The organism is Actinoplanes sp. NPDC089786, from assembly GCF_040684855.1.
Taxonomy (GTDB): Bacteria; Actinomycetota; Actinomycetes; order Mycobacteriales; family Micromonosporaceae; genus Actinoplanes.
This window is the reverse complement of record NZ_JBFBGU010000004.1, coordinates 241,866-256,184: the sequence shown is the minus strand read 5'-3', so window position 1 is coordinate 256,184 and position 14,319 is coordinate 241,866. Positions and strand designations below refer to the sequence as shown.

General features: G+C 73.0%; 14 protein-coding genes. 8 read left to right on the top strand and 6 right to left on the bottom strand.

The window, feature by feature from the left end:
- Positions 1-12: 12 nt before the first annotated feature.
- Positions 13-2,631 carry a CHAT domain-containing tetratricopeptide repeat protein gene (locus tag AB0O15_RS17625; protein ID WP_364319487.1) on the top strand — a complete coding sequence of 873 codons (2,619 nt, stop codon included), beginning with the start codon at positions 13-15 and terminating at the stop codon, positions 2,629-2,631.
- 122 nt (positions 2,632-2,753) lie between these two features.
- On the opposite strand, the gene AB0O15_RS17620 is transcribed toward AB0O15_RS17625, so the two are convergent.
- Positions 2,754-3,212, bottom strand: a complete 459-nt coding sequence (locus AB0O15_RS17620; protein ID WP_364319485.1) for a hypothetical protein — start codon at positions 3,210-3,212, stop codon at positions 2,754-2,756.
- Positions 3,209-3,817 carry a sigma-70 family RNA polymerase sigma factor gene (locus AB0O15_RS17615; protein ID WP_364319483.1) on the bottom strand — a complete coding sequence of 203 codons (609 nt, stop codon included), beginning with the start codon at positions 3,815-3,817 and terminating at the stop codon, positions 3,209-3,211. Before AB0O15_RS17615 ends, AB0O15_RS17620 begins: the two co-directional genes overlap by 4 nt.
- 94 nt (positions 3,818-3,911) lie before the next feature.
- On the opposite strand from AB0O15_RS17615, the gene AB0O15_RS17610 reads away from it, so the two are divergent.
- From AB0O15_RS17610 to AB0O15_RS17600, 3 genes are read left to right on the top strand one after another with little or no spacing between them, the layout of a single operon-like run.
- On the top strand, positions 3,912-4,748 hold the full coding sequence (locus AB0O15_RS17610; protein WP_364319481.1) for a P1 family peptidase: 837 nt from the start codon (positions 3,912-3,914) through the stop codon (positions 4,746-4,748).
- Entirely contained in the window at positions 4,745-5,587 is an 843-nt protein-coding gene (locus AB0O15_RS17605; protein WP_364319479.1) for a M15 family metallopeptidase, read from the top strand. Before AB0O15_RS17610 ends, AB0O15_RS17605 begins: the two co-directional genes overlap by 4 nt.
- Positions 5,588-5,626: 39 nt before the next feature.
- Positions 5,627-6,958 (top strand): discoidin domain-containing protein, encoded by a 1,332-nt coding sequence (locus AB0O15_RS17600; RefSeq protein WP_364319477.1) that lies wholly within the window; start codon positions 5,627-5,629, stop codon positions 6,956-6,958.
- On the opposite strand, the gene AB0O15_RS17595 is transcribed toward AB0O15_RS17600, so the two are convergent.
- Positions 6,934-7,470, bottom strand: coding sequence for a GNAT family N-acetyltransferase (locus AB0O15_RS17595; protein ID WP_364319475.1), 537 nt, complete (start codon positions 7,468-7,470; stop codon positions 6,934-6,936). The genes AB0O15_RS17600 and AB0O15_RS17595 overlap by 25 nt on opposite strands.
- Before the next feature lie 68 nt (positions 7,471-7,538).
- On the opposite strand from AB0O15_RS17595, the gene AB0O15_RS17590 reads away from it, so the two are divergent.
- Entirely contained in the window at positions 7,539-8,477 is a 939-nt protein-coding gene (locus AB0O15_RS17590; protein WP_364319473.1) for an SMP-30/gluconolactonase/LRE family protein, read from the top strand.
- 22 nt (positions 8,478-8,499) lie between these two features.
- A complete protein-coding gene (locus tag AB0O15_RS17585) occupies positions 8,500-9,708 on the top strand; it encodes a serpin family protein (protein ID WP_364319471.1) in 1,209 nt (402 codons plus the stop codon).
- A 4-nt stretch (positions 9,709-9,712) separates the two neighbouring features.
- On the opposite strand, the gene AB0O15_RS17580 is transcribed toward AB0O15_RS17585, so the two are convergent.
- Positions 9,713-10,543, bottom strand: a complete 831-nt coding sequence (locus tag AB0O15_RS17580; protein ID WP_364319469.1) for an aminoglycoside phosphotransferase family protein — start codon at positions 10,541-10,543, stop codon at positions 9,713-9,715.
- A 34-nt stretch (positions 10,544-10,577) separates the two neighbouring features.
- Between AB0O15_RS17580 and AB0O15_RS17575 the strand changes: the two genes are divergently transcribed.
- A complete protein-coding gene (locus AB0O15_RS17575; RefSeq protein ID WP_364319467.1) occupies positions 10,578-11,594 on the top strand; it encodes an alpha/beta fold hydrolase in 1,017 nt (338 codons plus the stop codon).
- Between the two features lie 44 nt (positions 11,595-11,638).
- Complete coding sequence (locus tag AB0O15_RS17570; protein ID WP_364319465.1) at positions 11,639-12,286, top strand: methyltransferase domain-containing protein; 648 nt, start codon at positions 11,639-11,641, stop codon at positions 12,284-12,286.
- Positions 12,287-12,510: 224 nt separating this feature from the next.
- On the opposite strand, the gene AB0O15_RS17565 is transcribed toward AB0O15_RS17570, so the two are convergent.
- Together AB0O15_RS17565 and AB0O15_RS17560 are read right to left on the bottom strand one after the other, a co-directional pair.
- A complete protein-coding gene (locus AB0O15_RS17565; RefSeq protein WP_364319463.1) occupies positions 12,511-13,329 on the bottom strand; it encodes a helix-turn-helix transcriptional regulator in 819 nt (272 codons plus the stop codon).
- Positions 13,330-13,381: 52 nt separating this feature from the next.
- Complete coding sequence (locus AB0O15_RS17560) at positions 13,382-14,302, bottom strand: sigma-70 family RNA polymerase sigma factor (RefSeq protein ID WP_364319461.1); 921 nt, start codon at positions 14,300-14,302, stop codon at positions 13,382-13,384.
- Positions 14,303-14,319 lie beyond the last annotated feature (17 nt).

The following is a 14,319-nucleotide window of genomic DNA, read 5'->3' as shown; positions in this document are numbered from 1 at the left end:
TAGTATGGGCGCGTGTCAGCTGGCGTGACGTCCGAGCGGCTGCTGTCCTTGGCGCTGTCCCGCCCGGCCGAGGCGTTACGAGAGGCCGACCAGATTCTGGCCGGTCGCCCTGACGCATGGGTTGCGTCGATCGCCCGGCAGGCCCGGGCCATCGTGTGGCGAGACGCCGGCCGCACCGCGGCGGCGATCACCGAGCTGCGTCGTGCGGTGCGCGACGCGCGGGCGTCCGGTCAGGCCGAGCGGGTCGCCGACGTGCAGGCGACGCTCGGTCTCACGTTGGGTTTCGCCGGGCGTACGCGGTCGGGCCTGGCGATGCTCGACGAGGCGGTGGCCGGCAGCCGGGGCGTCCCCAGCGGCCGCAATCTGATGCGCCGCGCCGACCTGCTGCGCGTGCTGGGCCGGCACGACGAGGCCCTGGAAGACCTGCGCCGCGCGATCTCCCTGCTGCGCCGCGGCGGGGACCGGCTCTGGGAGGCCCGCTCCCGCATGCACCGGGTGCTGGTGTTGTGTGCGATCGGCCAGACCGCCCGCGCCGACCGCGACCTGACCGAGGCCGAGCGCCTCTACCAGGACCTCGGCGGTCAGGACATGGAGCTGGTCAACGTCCTGCACAACCGCTCCGACCTGGCATATCTGGCCGGTGACCTGGCCGGGGCGCTGGGCTACCTCGACGCGGCGGCCGACCGCTACGCCCGGCTCGGCGTGCACACCTACTCGTACGGGCTGGCCACCGACCGTTGCTGGGTGCTGCTCGCCGCCGGCCTGTTCACCGAGGCGATGACCGGGGCCGAGGAGACGATCCGCGACCACGCCGCGCGCGGTGACGCCACCCAGGCCGCCGACCTGCTGTTCGCCGCCGGTCAGGCCGCGTACGCCGCGGGTCGCCCGGCCCTGGCCGTGGAACGCGCCGCGGCCGCCCGCGACATCTTCCGCCGGCAGGGCCGCGAACGGTGGCACGCCCGCGCGTCCTTCGTGGTGCTCCAGTCCCGCTGGGCCGAGGGCCACCGGGACGGCCGGCTGGTCACCCGGGCCGGCCGGCTGGCCGACCGGCTCGACCAGCTCGACGCCCTGGAAGCGCCCGCCGCCCACCTGCTGGCCGGCCGGCTGGCCGCCGAGCGGGGCCGGCACGCCGACGCCGACCGGCACCTGACCCGGGCCGCGCACTTCCGCAACCGCGGGCCCAGCTTCGGTCACGCCGTCGGCTGGCTCGCCCACGCGCTGCGGGCCAAGGGCCGTGGCGACACCAGGGCGATGCTGTCGGCCTGCCGCTTCGGGCTGCGCGCGGCCGAGAACCACCGCCGCACCCTGGCCGCTCCGGAACTGCTCGCGCACGCCACGGTCCACGGCATCGAGCTGGTCGAGCTGGCCCAGCGTGAGGCGGTCGCCCGCGGTGACGCGCGGATGTTGCTGCGCTGGAGCGAACGCTGGCGGGCCGGTGGTCTGGCCGTCGCGGCGGTCCGCCCGCCGGACGATCCCGAGCTGGCCGCCGAGATGACGGCGCTGCGCTCGGTCGAGGGGCGGCTGGCCCAGGCGCGTGCGGCCGGCCTGCCGGTGCGGCAGATCGAACAGGAACGCCGGGCTCTGGAGGGGGCGATCCGGGCGCGCACCCGCCGGGTCTCCGGCACTCACCCCACCACCGATCAGCCGGGTACGGACAGAGCGCCCGACCCGCTCTCGGCACTGGGCGGCCACACCCTGGTCACGCTGACCTTCCTGGACGGCATCCTCTACGCCACCACCGTGGCCGGCGGGCGCGCCCGCACCCAGGAGGTCGGCCCGCTCGCCACCGCCGTCCGCGAGGTCGAGCTGGCCCGCTTCGCCCTGCGCCGGCTGGCCCGTGGCCGCCCGCCGATGGGCGCCGGACCGGCCCTGGAGGCGGCCGGCGCCGCCCTGGAACGCGCCCTGCTCGGCCCGGCCGCCACCCTGCTCGGCGCCGGCCCGGTGGTCGTCGTCCCGCCGGCCATCCTGCACTCGGTGCCCTGGGGCATGCTGCCCGCGCTGCGGGACACCCCGTTCGTGGTGGCGCCGTCGCTGGCCACCTGGCTGCGCGCCGGGCGCACCGAACACACCGGACGCCGCCGGGTGGTGCTGGTCCGCGGCCCCGAGCTGGACGGCACCGGGCTCGAGATCAAGCACATCGCCCGCACGTACCCGCAGGCCACGGTGCTCGAGAACGGCAGCGCGACCGCCGAGGCCGTGCTGTCCGCCCTGGACGGCGCGTGGATCGCGCACATCGCCGCGCACGGTGTCTTCCGCGGTGACAACCCGCTCTTCTCCAGCCTCGCCCTGGACGACGGGCCGCTCACCGTCTATGACCTCGGGCGGCTGAGGCGCGCGCCGGCCCGGCTGGTGCTCTCCAGCTGTGAGAGCGGCGTGGCCGCCCCGGTCAGCACCGACGAGCTGCTCGGCATGGTCAGCGCGCTGATCCCGCTCGGGACGCGCAGCCTGGTCGCCAGCGTGGTGCCGGTGAACGACGCGGTCACCAGCGCGCTGATGGCCGAGTTCCACGAGCGGCTCCGGGCCGGCCAGGGGTTCGGCGCCGCCCTGCGCGACGTACGCCAGGCCGCCGCCGGCGCGGGCGACGTGATCGCCCTGGCCACCGCCTGGTCGTTCGTCTCGCTCGGCCGCTGACCGTTCCCGCAGCGACAGCGCCGCTGAGCGTTCCCGCAGCGACAGCGCCGCTGAGCGTTCCCGCAGTGGTAGCTCAGGGCGGTATCCGGGCGCGAAATGGCGCGCTGGGCTACCACTGACCGTCACAGAATCACCCAGGACGTCACGAGCTTGGCGCCGCCCGGCAGGTCGCAGCGCAGCCGCACCGGGCCGCTGGCCAGGTCGCCGACCAGGAACCGGCCCAGGTCGTCGAGGTCGAGCGGGGTGGTCGCCCGGCCGCCGCTCTCGACCACCGCCTCGGTGCCCGGGCCCGCCCCGAAGACCTGGCCCATCATGGTCCAGCCGGCGCCCTCGGCGCGTACCGTCATCTCGACCTGCGTGCCGTCCGCCGCGAACGACAGCAGCCGCTCGTCGGTGGCCTGCCGGACCGGTTCGAAGTCGGCGTCCGCCGTCGAGTCGGCGATCAGCTCGGCCAGCTCGGCGTCGAGGTCGCGGGTCAGGAAGGCGGCGCGGGCCGCCTCGCGTACGTGCTGAGGCACCGGGTCGACCAGCGCGGCCAATCGGCGCAGGTCGGCGAGCAGTTCGTCATCAACAGAAGTCACGAGGCCACCGCCATGATGCGTCGCAGGGAATTGAGACAACGCTGCCGGGTCGGCCCGATGCCGCCGATCGGCATTTCCAGGGCGACCGAGACGGTCGCGTAGGTGGGCGCGGGGTCGGACATGAGGACGCGCAACAACGCCCGGCACTGGGCCGAGATCTGGCTGAACGCCCGCCAGAGCGCCTGGTCACGCTCGTCGCGCAGGACGCCGTCGTCCACCCCCGGGCCACCCTCGTCGGGGAGGTCGTCGAAATCTTCGTGCGGCACCGACTTGGTGCGCTGCCGCAGGATGGCGAGGCACTCCCGCCGGATCGTGGTGGACAGCCAGCCCGCGATCCGGTCGGGATCACGGATGGTGTCCAGTTTCTCCACCAGCCGCAGCCAGGTGGCCTGCACCGCGTCGGCGGAGTCGGCCTCGTTGAGCCGCATCGCCCGCGCCACCGACCAGAGCAGAGAGGTGTACTGCTCGGTCAGCTCGTCCCAAGCGGTCCCGTCGCCCGCGGCGGCCCGCGCGATCAGATCAGCGCCGCCGGTGTGGTCGGGTGCCTCCATCCATTCCTCACGTTCGCTCGGCGGGAAGAACCGGCTCCCCGCGTCATCCGCCACGATGTGATCCCGCAGCGCCCCGATACTTCCCTGAGCGCCCGCGCCGTTGGCTGATACGTCCGGAGTGCGACACAAGGACGCTAGATTCGGCCCTATGAGCCAGTTCCTGTCGGCACGGGCCGGCCACTGGACCGGCGACGGCACCGGGGTGACGGTGATCCTGCCACCGCCCGGCACCGTCGGATCCGGCGAGGTCCGCGGCGGTGCCCCGGCGACCCGCGAGTTTGCCCTGCTCGACCCGACCCGCCTGGTCAACCGGGTGGACGCGGTGGTGCTGTCCGGCGGTTCGGCGTTCGGCCTGTCCGCCGCCGACGGCGTCGTGGGCGCGCTCCGGGAGCGTGGGCAGGGCTTCGAGACGCCGGTGGGGCCGGTGCCGATCGTGGTCGGCCTGTCGCTGTTCGACGCGTCGGCCGGCGGCGCCCCGCCGACGGCCGATTCCGGCCGGGCGGCCTTCGAAGCCGCGCTGTCGGACGAGCCGCTGGCCGCCGGCCGGGCCGGCGCGGGCACGGGGGCGACCACCGGCAAGTGGCGTGGCCGCCTCGACGCCGGCGGCATCGGCGTGGCCGTGCGCTCGGCCGGATCGGTGCGGGTGGCGGCCCTGATCGCGGTCAACGCCTGGGGCGATGTGATCGCCGGGGGCAGCGTCCCGGAGCCGCCGGCCGAACCGGGTCGCGGGTTCGAGATGCAGAACACGACGATCGGGGTCGTGCTGACCACGGCGGCGCTGTCGAAGACCGACTGCTACCTGCTGGCCCAGAGTGGCCACGCCGGTTATGCGCGGGCGATCCACCCGGCCCACTCGCGCTTCGACGGTGACGCCCTGGTCGCCCTGGCCACGGGGGAGTCCGCGGGTCCGGTCAACCTGGACCTGCTGCGGGCGGTGGCCACCGAGACCGTCGCCGAGGCCATCCGGGCCGCCGTGACGTCGTGAAGGCGCGCGTGCTGCTGGTGTGCGTCGTGCTTGCGGGCTGCTCCAGCCCGCAGCCGCCTCCCGCATCCTCTCCCGCGCCGTCCTCCGCGCCGTCCCCGGTGCCGTCTCCCGCGCCCGCGGTCTCGTCCGCCGCACCCGGTCCGGCCGGCGCCTCCGCCGCGCCGGCCTGGTTCGGGACGCGAAGGCTGCGGGTCGGGGTGGCCCAGGACACCCCGCCCGAGCTGCGCAACCGGTCCATCGTCACGGTGGACGACCGCCCGCCCCCGGCCGACGGCGCCTTCCACGCCACGATCCAGGCCGTGCCGCCGGACGTGCTCGCCCGCTCGACGTGGACCAAGGGCTGCCCGGTGGCGGCCACCGACCTGCGCTACCTGACGGTCGGCTTCCGCGGCTTCGACGGCCGGGCGCACACCGGCGAGCTGCTGGTCCACCGGCGGGCGGCCGAGGCGCTGGTCAAGGTCTTCGGCACGCTGTTCGCCGAGGGATACCCGATCGAGCGGATGCAAGTGACCAGCAGCGCCGAGCTCAACGCCCCGCCGACCGGCGACGGCAACACCACCTCGGTCTTCGCGTGCCGGCCGGTGCGCGGTCAGAAGGCGTGGTCACAGCACGCGTACGGCCTGGCCGTGGACGTCAACCCGTTCCAGAACCCGTACCACAAGGGCAAGGTCCTGCTCCCCGAGCTGGCCACCGCCTACCTCGATCGCGGCGAGGTCCGGCCCGGCATGATCCGGCCGGGCGGTCCCGTGGTCCGGGCGTTCGCCTCGGTCGGCTGGGAGTGGGGCGGCGACTACCGCTCTTTGAAGGACTTCATGCACTTCTCGGCCAACGGCGGTTAAGATCGACGCGTATCAATGGCTGCGAGGTGGGCGGTGCTCATGCGTGTCCGAATCGGAATTCTCCTGGCCGTGATCGTCTCGATGGTGATGACCGGGGTGCCTTCGCCGGCCTCGGCCGCGGCCGGGCGTTCGGCCATCTACGGCGGTGGCCCGTTCTACAGCGGCGGTCAGGGCGTCATGGACACCCTGCGGTCCTCCGGGTTCACCACCGTCGTGCTCTGGGCCATCCACGTCCGGGCCGACACCGGCGACCTGTGGCTCAACGACATCCGCATCATCTCCAACGGGCAGTACGTGGGCGACTCGGGCTGGCCGGCCCGGCTCGCCACCCTCAAGCGGGCGCCCACGTCGGTCAACCGGATCGAGGTGTCGGTCGGGTCGGCCGGCCCCAACGACTGGGGCGCGATCAAGACCCTGATCGAGCGGGACGGCACCGGCTCCGGCAGCGTCCTCTACCGCAACTTCCAGGTGCTGCGAACGATCACCGGCGCCGACGCGATCAACGACGACGACGAGCAGCAGTACGACCTGACGACCACCACCGCGTTCGCCAACATGGTCATCGGGCAGGGCTACAAGTTCACCTTCGTGCCGTACACGAACATGGCCTTCTGGCGCAGCCTCAAGAACAACCTCGGCGCGGCCGTCGACCGGGTCTACCTCCAGGCGTACGCGGGTGGCGCCGGCAACAACCCGGCCACCTGGGCCCAGCAGCTCGGCATGCCGGTCGACCCGGGGCTGTGGAGCCGGCACGGCAGCGGCTGCGCGAGCGGCGACACCCCCGCCACCGTCGAGAGCCGCATGCGTGGCTGGGCCAGCTCGGCCGGCATCCCGGGCGGCTTCCTCTGGCTCTTCGACGACATGCAGGCCTGCGCCGCGCAGGGCACCCCCGCGCAGTACGCGGCCGCGGTCAACAACGCCACCGGGTCGACGACGCCGTCCCTGCCGCCGGGCAGCAACCTCGCGCTGAACCGCACGGCCACCGGCTCGGCGTCGTGCGCCACCACCGAGGCGCCGGCCAAGGCGGTCAACGGCAGCGTCTCGGGCGGCACCACCGACAAGTGGTGCTCGACCGCCGCCACCAAGCAGCTCCAGGTCGACCTCGGCGCCGGCCGGTCGTTGACCGGTTTCGTGGTACGGCATGCCGGCGCCGGCGGCGAGTCGGCGTCGTGGAACACCCGCGACTACAACATCGCGGTCTCGGCCGACGGAACCACCTGGACGACGGTCGTCCAGGCCCGCGGAAACACGGCCGACGTGACCACCCACCTCGCGAGCGCAACCGGCCGCTACGTGCGCCTCGACGTGCTGACCGCCGAGCAGTCCGGCACCAGCGCCGCCCGCGTCTACGAATTCGAGGTGTACGGCTGACCCGTCGCGTGGACGGCAACGGGCTGCTCGGTGCTCGGGACGATCGTGCTGAACTCGTACCCCAGCCCCAGCTTCTCCATCACCCGCGCCGAGCGCTCGTTGTCCACATGCCTGATGCTGACCACCCGATCGAGCCCCACCTCGTCGAAGCCGAACCGCAACGCGGCCCGGGCGGCCTCCGTGGCGTACCCATGGCCCCAGGCGCCGCGCACGAACCGCCACCCGATCTCGACCGCCGGCAGCACCTCGGGCAGAAACTCGGGCACCGCGAGCCCCGCCCACCCGACGAACTCGCCGGTCGAACGCAGGTCGACCGCGAACAACCCGAACCCGCGCTGCTCCCAGTCCCGCCGCCACTTCCGCAGCTTGTCCGCGCTCTGCCGCCGATCCAGCACCGACCCGTCCATGATGTAGCGCATCACCTCGGGGTCGGCGTTCATCGCCACGACCGCGTCGAGATCGTCGTCCCGCCAGCCCCGCAGCTCCAGCCGTTCCGTCCGCAAAGAGGTCACACCCGATCATATCGGCGGAGTCCGGTCGTCGGTTGGTCTAGTGTTTGGCCCGGAAAGGCGGTGGGGCAATGCGCTTCCGGCTCGTTGACGTGCCCGGCGAGGGCACCGAGGACGTCGTGGTGGCTACCGGCGGCGCGTACGAGGGCTCGATCTTCACCGGCACCAAGGACGGCGTTGTTCACCGGGTCAGCGCGGACGGCCGGCGGGTCGACGCGGTCGCGAACACCGGTGGGCGACCGCTCGGCATCGAGCTCTTCCCGGACGGGCGGTTGCTGATCTGCGACGCCGTGCGCGGGCTGCTGCTGGTCGACCCCGGTGACGGAGCGGTCGAGATCCTCGTGACGGCGGTCGACGGCGTGCCGATGCGGTTCTGCAACAACGCGGCGGTGGCCGGCGACGGGACCGTCTACTTCTCGGACTCGTCGACCGTCCACCCGATCGCCGAGTGGAAGGCCGAGATGGTCGAGGTGACCCGCACCGGGCGGCTGCTCCAGCGGCGGCCGGACGGTGAGGTCGTGACGCTGCTCGACGGGTTGGCGTTCGCCAACGGGGTGGCGCTGGCCGGCGACGGGTCGTTCATCGTGGTGGCCGAGACGGCCACGCGTACGCTCATGCGCCGGTGGCTCACCGGGCCGCGGGCCGGAGCCGGCGAGGTCCTGGTGTCCGATCTTCCCGGCTACCCCGACAACCTGTCCTCCGGTGGCGACGGCTTGATCTGGGTCGCGCTCGCCAGCCCGCGCGACCCGCTGGTCGAGCGGCTGCAACGCGGTCCGATGTGGCTGCGGCGGGGCGTCACCCGGATCCCCGAGCGTCTGCAACCCTCCGAGCGGCGGACGATCCGGGTACAGGCCTACTCCACCGAGGGAACGCTGGTTCACGACCTGTCGGTTGACGATCACGAGCATCTCGACCGGTTCCACATGGTGACCGGCGTCCGGGAGCACGACGGCCGCGTGTGGCTCAGCAGCCTGCACGAGTCCGCGATCGCGGTGCTGGAACCGTTCTGAACCGAGCCGCGTCCAAGTCGCCGTGCGGGTCAAAGCCTTACTTCTGGTCATCGTGCTGGTGCTTGCCGGGTGTGGTGGGCCGGGCACGCCGGGGGACGCGGCTCGGATCGATCCCGAGCTGGTCGCCGAGCTCGCGCCGGGGGACGCCCGGACGGTCGGGCAGTCGGTCGACGAGTTCGCCTTCGAGCTGTTCGACCAGGTCGACGACAAGCGGCAGAACACGGTCACGTCGCCGCTGTCGATCACCGTGCTGCTGGCCATGTTGCTGGCCGGCGCCGATGGTGCGACCGCCGACGAGATCGCCGGCGTGCTCCACCTCCGCGAGCGGCGTGACGTGCGAGTGGGCGCGTTGCTGCGGGAGCTGGCCGCGACCGACGACGTGACGCTGTCGGTGGCCGACTCGCTCTGGGCCGGCCAGGGTGTGCCGCTGCAAAAGGACTACCTGACCTTCGCGCGCAAGGCTTTCGGGGCGACCGCCGAGCAGCGTGACCTGGGCTCGCCGGAGACGGCCGAGGAGATCGACGCCTGGGCCGCCGAGAACACCAACGGCCGCATCGACAAGATCGCCGCCGACCTGGGCCTGCCCGATCCCCAGGCCGTCATGGTGCTGCTCAACGCGGTGTATTTCCTCGGCGAGTGGAAGACCGAGTTCGACCCCGCCGCCACCCGCCCGGCCAGATTCGGCGCCATCGGCGAGGTCCCGACCATGCACAAGAGCAACGCGACCTTCGGGTACGCCGAGCGCGACGGCTACCGCATGCTGCGCCTGCCCTACGGCGAGGACGGCCGCTACGGCATGGAGATCATGCTGCCCGACGAGGGTGAGCAGATGCCCCGCCTCGACGGCGCCGAATGGCGGACGGCCGTGGACAGCCTCGACGAGGAGCGGATCGACGAGGTGGCCCTGCCCAAGTTCGAGCTGCACTGGAAGGGCGAGCTCACCGACCAGCTCAAGCAGCTGGGCATGCCCACCGCCTTCGCACCCGGCCAGGCCGACTTCCGCCCGCTGTCCCCGCAGGCGACCGCCCTGAGCAAGGTCGTGCAGAAGACCTACATCCGGGTCGACGAGAAGGGCACCGAGGCGGCCGCCGTCTCGGGCGGCGCGATGGCCACCTCGGCCCAGGTCGGCCGGCGCGTCTTCCGCGTCGACCGCCCGTTCATGTTCACCATCTCCGACCGGCCGACCGGCACGATCCTGTTTCTGGGTTCGGTGACCGACCCGCGTGGCTAGGCCGCTAGGGCAGAAGCCCGGCCCACGGTTCGGGCGGCGCCGTGAAGAACCGCATGATGCCGAACAGCCGCGCGTACGGCGACGCGGTCCAGTGCCGCCCCGCGGGCACCGGGGTGGGGCTGGCGAGCCGCCCGAGGGCCCAATGCAGGTGGTGCCCCAGGACCCGGGCGGGCCAGTCGCCCAGGTCGGCGGAGCCGAGGTAACCACGGAGGGCCTGATCCACCGACGGCAGCGGCAGTTTCGCGAAGTCGGTGGCCGGGTCGGCGAGCCGGGCGTCACCCCAGTCGACGAACCCGGTGAAGCGCCCACCGGCGTCCACCATCAGGTTCTGCGGCGCCACATCACCGTGGACGAGAACGACCGGCAGCGGCGGGCGTCGCAGTTTCTCGAACCACGCGGTGAGCCAGTGCGCCGTCGCCGGGTCGATGAGCCCGTCGCCCGCATACGTGTTCACCAGCGCGAGGGGGTCGTCGGGGGCGTCGGCGCGGAGCCCCGGCACGGACGTGACCGTATGCAGGGCGGCCAGCCCTTCACCCACCAATTCGTAGAATTCAGCCGAGACGGGCACGTCCACGGCGTCCGCGCCCGGAACCCGGGTGACGATCATGTGATCGCCGGTGTACTCGACGATCGACGACGTCGGCACCCCAGCGGCGATCGCGTACGGGATGACGACCGCCTCGCGCGCCAGATCAGCCGCGGCCGAGGCGTCGCGGGGAACCCGCAGAACGAGCGAGTCACCGACCGCGTAACACCGGTTGGCGTCACCGCCCGGCATCGGGTGAACCGGAAGCGCATACCGCCGGCCGACGGCCTCCGGACCCTGGAACGGCATTTGGACGATCTTAGTCCGGGGTGATAATCGCCTGGTGCGGCAGCGGCTTGATCAGGTGGTGTTGGCGGATGGCACCGCTGTGGCCTACGCCGTGGTCGGGAGCGGGCGGCCGCTGGTCTATGTGATGGGCTGGCTCACGCACCTCGAGCTGGGATGGGAGCTGCCGGCCGAGCGGGCGCTCTACGAAGGGCTGGCCCGCGACGGCCGGCTGGTGCGGTACGACCGGGCCGGGTGCGGGCTGTCGGCGGGCACGGGGCGGGCGGCCTCGCTGGAGTTCGAGCTCGAACAGCTGGGGGCGGTCGCGGCCACGCTGGGTGAACCGTTCGATCTGATGGGCACCTCGATGGGCGCGCCGGTGGCGGTGGCCTGGGCCGCGGACCATCCCGAGACGGTGCGGCGGCTGGTGCTGTACGGCGGCTGGGTGCGCGGCGACGAGTTGTCCGCGCCGGGCGTACGCGATCATGTTCTGGGGTTGATCGAATCGCACTGGGGGCTGGGGTCCGACGTGCTCACCGACATCTTCGCGCCGGACGCCGATCGGGCCACCAGGGCCGAGCTGGCCCGGTATCAGCGGGCCTGCTCCAGTGCGGCGACCGCGCGGGCGTTGCTGGCGCTCAGCTACCAGCTCGACGTGACCGACCGGCTGGGCCAAGTGCGGGCGCCCACCCTGGTGGTGCATCGGACGGGAGATCGGGCGGCGCCCGTGGCGCAGGCGGAAGCGCTGGCCGGCGGGATCGGCGGCGCCCGGCTGGAGCTGGTGCCGGGGCGGTCGCATCTGCCGTACGCGGGGGACCGGGACGAACTGATCCGGGTGGTCCGGCGGTTCCTGGGTTTGCCCGTCCCGCGGCGACGGGCCGACGGGCTCACGGCTCGCCAGCGGGAGGTGGCCGACCTGGTCCGCCAGGGGTGCACGAACCGGGAGATCGCGGCGCGGCTGGGGATCGACGAGCGCTCGGCCGAAGGGCATGTGGAACGGATCCGGCTGCGGCTGGGGTTCCGGTCGCGCGCGCAGATCGCCGGCTGGGTCAGCGAAAACCGCACACTGGGGTAGTTCCACGCCTGACAGGCCGGCGGGCGGCGCGCAGAGTGGCTCCCGTGACAGACATCAGGACCGGCTTCGAGGTGCATCGGGCGCGCGGGGCCTTCAACGCCGCCTTCTTCAGCGTCATGGGGCCGTACATCGAACGGAACGTGCGGCGGCACAAGCGGCGGGTCTACGCCGGCCTGCCCGCGACCGTGGTCGAGCTGGGGCCGGGGGTGGGCGCGAACCTCCGCTACCTGCGGCCGGGGTCGACCCTCATCGCCATCGAGCCCAACGTGCCGATGCACCGGCGGCTGCGGGCGGCGGCCGAGCGCCGTGGCGTACATCTGGATCTGCGTGACCGGCTCGCCGAGCGCACCGGCCTGCCGGACGGCAGCGCCGACTGCGTGATCTCGTCGCTGGTGCTCTGCACGGTGGCCGACCCGGCCGAGGTCCTGACCGAGGTCCGCCGCATCCTGCGTCCCGGCGGCACCTTCCGCTTCGTGGAGCACGTCGTGGCGCGGGACGGCACCCCGACGCGCGTGCTTCAGCGGGCGCTGCGCCGGCCGTGGGCCTGGACGTTCGAGGGCTGCTCGTGCGAGCGCGACCTGGCCGGCCTGGTGCGCGCGGCGGGGTTCGCCCGGGTCGAGATCGAGCCCTACCGGCTGCACAGCCCGTTCGTCACGTTCAATACCCAGGTGGCCGGGATCGCGTCAGCGTGACGCGGGGCGGTAGGCGGCGTTGCGGCCGGGGCGGCGGGGCTTGTGCTTCCAGCGGCGGGGGGACTGGACAACCACGCAGGCCTTGGGGTCGGTGGCGGGCGGGGGTGTCGGCGGCGCGGGCGGGTGACAGCGGTCGGACCGGCAGAACATGGGCGGGGTCTCCTAGGTCTTGTCTCAAATTCAATCCCAGTTGTTCTGCCCCGAAAGCGAATTTGAGACAGGACCTAGGGGGTGAGGATCGCCGAGCTGAGGAGGGCCAGTTTGTCGGCGGCGGTGGTGCCCGGGTCGGGGTGGTAGATGACGAGCATGATGCCGTCCGTACCGCTGATGTGGAGCTTTTCGCGGTTGAGGCGTAGCTCACCCACCTGCGGGTGCTGGAAGGGGACGACCGCGCTGCCGCGGGGGCGTACGTCGTGGCGGGCCCACAGGGTGCGGAACAAGGGGCTGGCCAGGGACAGCTCGCCGACCAGCTCGATGAAGCGCGGGTCGTCGGTGTCGGTGCCGACGGCCTCGCGGAGGCCGGCGACGATGCCGGCCGCGGCCACCTCCCAGTCGGGGAACAGGGCCTGCTCGGCCGGCTCGAGGAACACGTCGCGGACCCGGTTGCGGCCCGGGACCAGCCGTGGGGACAGGGCCGTGGCCAGCGGGTTGGCGGCCAGCACGTCGAGGCAGCGGCCCTCGGCGAAGGCGGGCAGCGGGAGCATGGCCACGAGCTGGGCGGTGCTGGGCGGGAGGGTCTCGGTGCGGCGGCGGCGCACCGAGCGGGGCTTGTCGGCGGCCAGGCTGAGCAGGTAGGCCCGGGCGTCGTCGTCGAGCCGCAGAACCCGGGCCAGCGACTCGAGGACCTGCACGGATGGGCTGCGGTCGCGGCCGCGTTCGAGCCGCAGGTAGTAGTCGGCGCTGATGCCGGCCAGCATCGCGACCTCCTCGCGGCGCAGGCCGGGCACCCGCCGCACGCCGACGACCGGGACACCCGCCTGCGCGGGCGTGACGAGTTCGCGGCGGGCGCGGAGGAAGGCGCCCAGCAGGTTCTCCTCGGTCATGCCTCAACCGTAGGCATGATCGGGCCCCGGTGAGGAGGCCCTGACAATCCCCCTATGCCGGTGCGGGGTGAAGGGGCAGGCCGAACAGTGCGGCCTGGTCGTCGCCGAGGAAGGACGTTATGGATTCGATGCGGTCGCCGGCCACGGTGAACACGTTGATCGACCAGAACCGGCCCTCGAGGTAGGAGGCGACCGCGGGCTGGCCGTTGGCCGCCACCGGGCGGTGCTGCCAGCGGCCGCACGAGGTCAGCGGGACCTTGATCGCGAAGTCGGTCACCGCGCCGAGGCCGGCGTACCAGTGGGCCATCGGCGGCATCGACCAGGTGACGTCCTTGGTCAGCAGGGCCACCAGGCCGTCGGCGTCACCCTGCTCCAGCGCGTCGGCGAAGGACGTGACCAGCGACCGTACGCCGGCGTCGCCGAGCTTGCGGAGGACCTGCTGCTGCGTACGCGACGGAAGCTTGGCCGACCGCGCCCGCTGCAGCGCGCTGTTGACCGACGCGGGCGTGGTGGCCATCAGCTCCGCGACCTCCGCGGCCGAGAAGCCGAGCACCTCGACGAGCAGCAGCGCCGCCCGCTGGTTGCCGGGCAGATGCTGGAGCGCGGCGACGAAGGCCAGCTCGACCGACTCGCGCTCCTCGGCGCGCAGCCCGGCGTCCGGGTACGGGCCCAGCCACGCCACCTCGGTCACCGGCGCGTCGGTGAGCACCGTGTGATCGCTGGCCGGTCCCAGGTCCATCGGCAGCGCCCGCCGCCCGCGCTTCTCGATCAGGTCCAGACAGGTACGGGTGGCGATGGTGTAGAGCCACGACCGCGCCGAGCCGCGCCCCTCGAAGCGGTCCATCCCGCGCCACGCCCGGACCAGGGCCTCCTGCACCGCGTCGTCCGCGTCGTGGCTCGAGCCGAGCATGCGGTAGCAGTGGGCATGGAGTTCCCGGCGCAGCGGCGCGACGAGATCATCGAACGGGATCACGCGAGGTACCTTTGCTT

Coding starts and splice junctions, on each gene's coding strand:
- AB0O15_RS17610 (WP_364319481.1), top strand. CDS start 3,912: ATGAGCCAGTTCCTGTCGGCACGGGCCGGCCACTGGACCGGCGACGGC.
- AB0O15_RS17600 (WP_364319477.1), top strand. CDS start 5,627: ATGCGTGTCCGAATCGGAATTCTCCTGGCCGTGATCGTCTCGATGGTG.
- AB0O15_RS17590 (WP_364319473.1), top strand. CDS start 7,539: ATGCGCTTCCGGCTCGTTGACGTGCCCGGCGAGGGCACCGAGGACGTC.
- AB0O15_RS17580 (WP_364319469.1), bottom strand. CDS start 10,543: ATGCCGTTCCAGGGTCCGGAGGCCGTCGGCCGGCGGTATGCGCTTCCG.
- AB0O15_RS17565 (WP_364319463.1), bottom strand. CDS start 13,329: ATGACCGAGGAGAACCTGCTGGGCGCCTTCCTCCGCGCCCGCCGCGAA.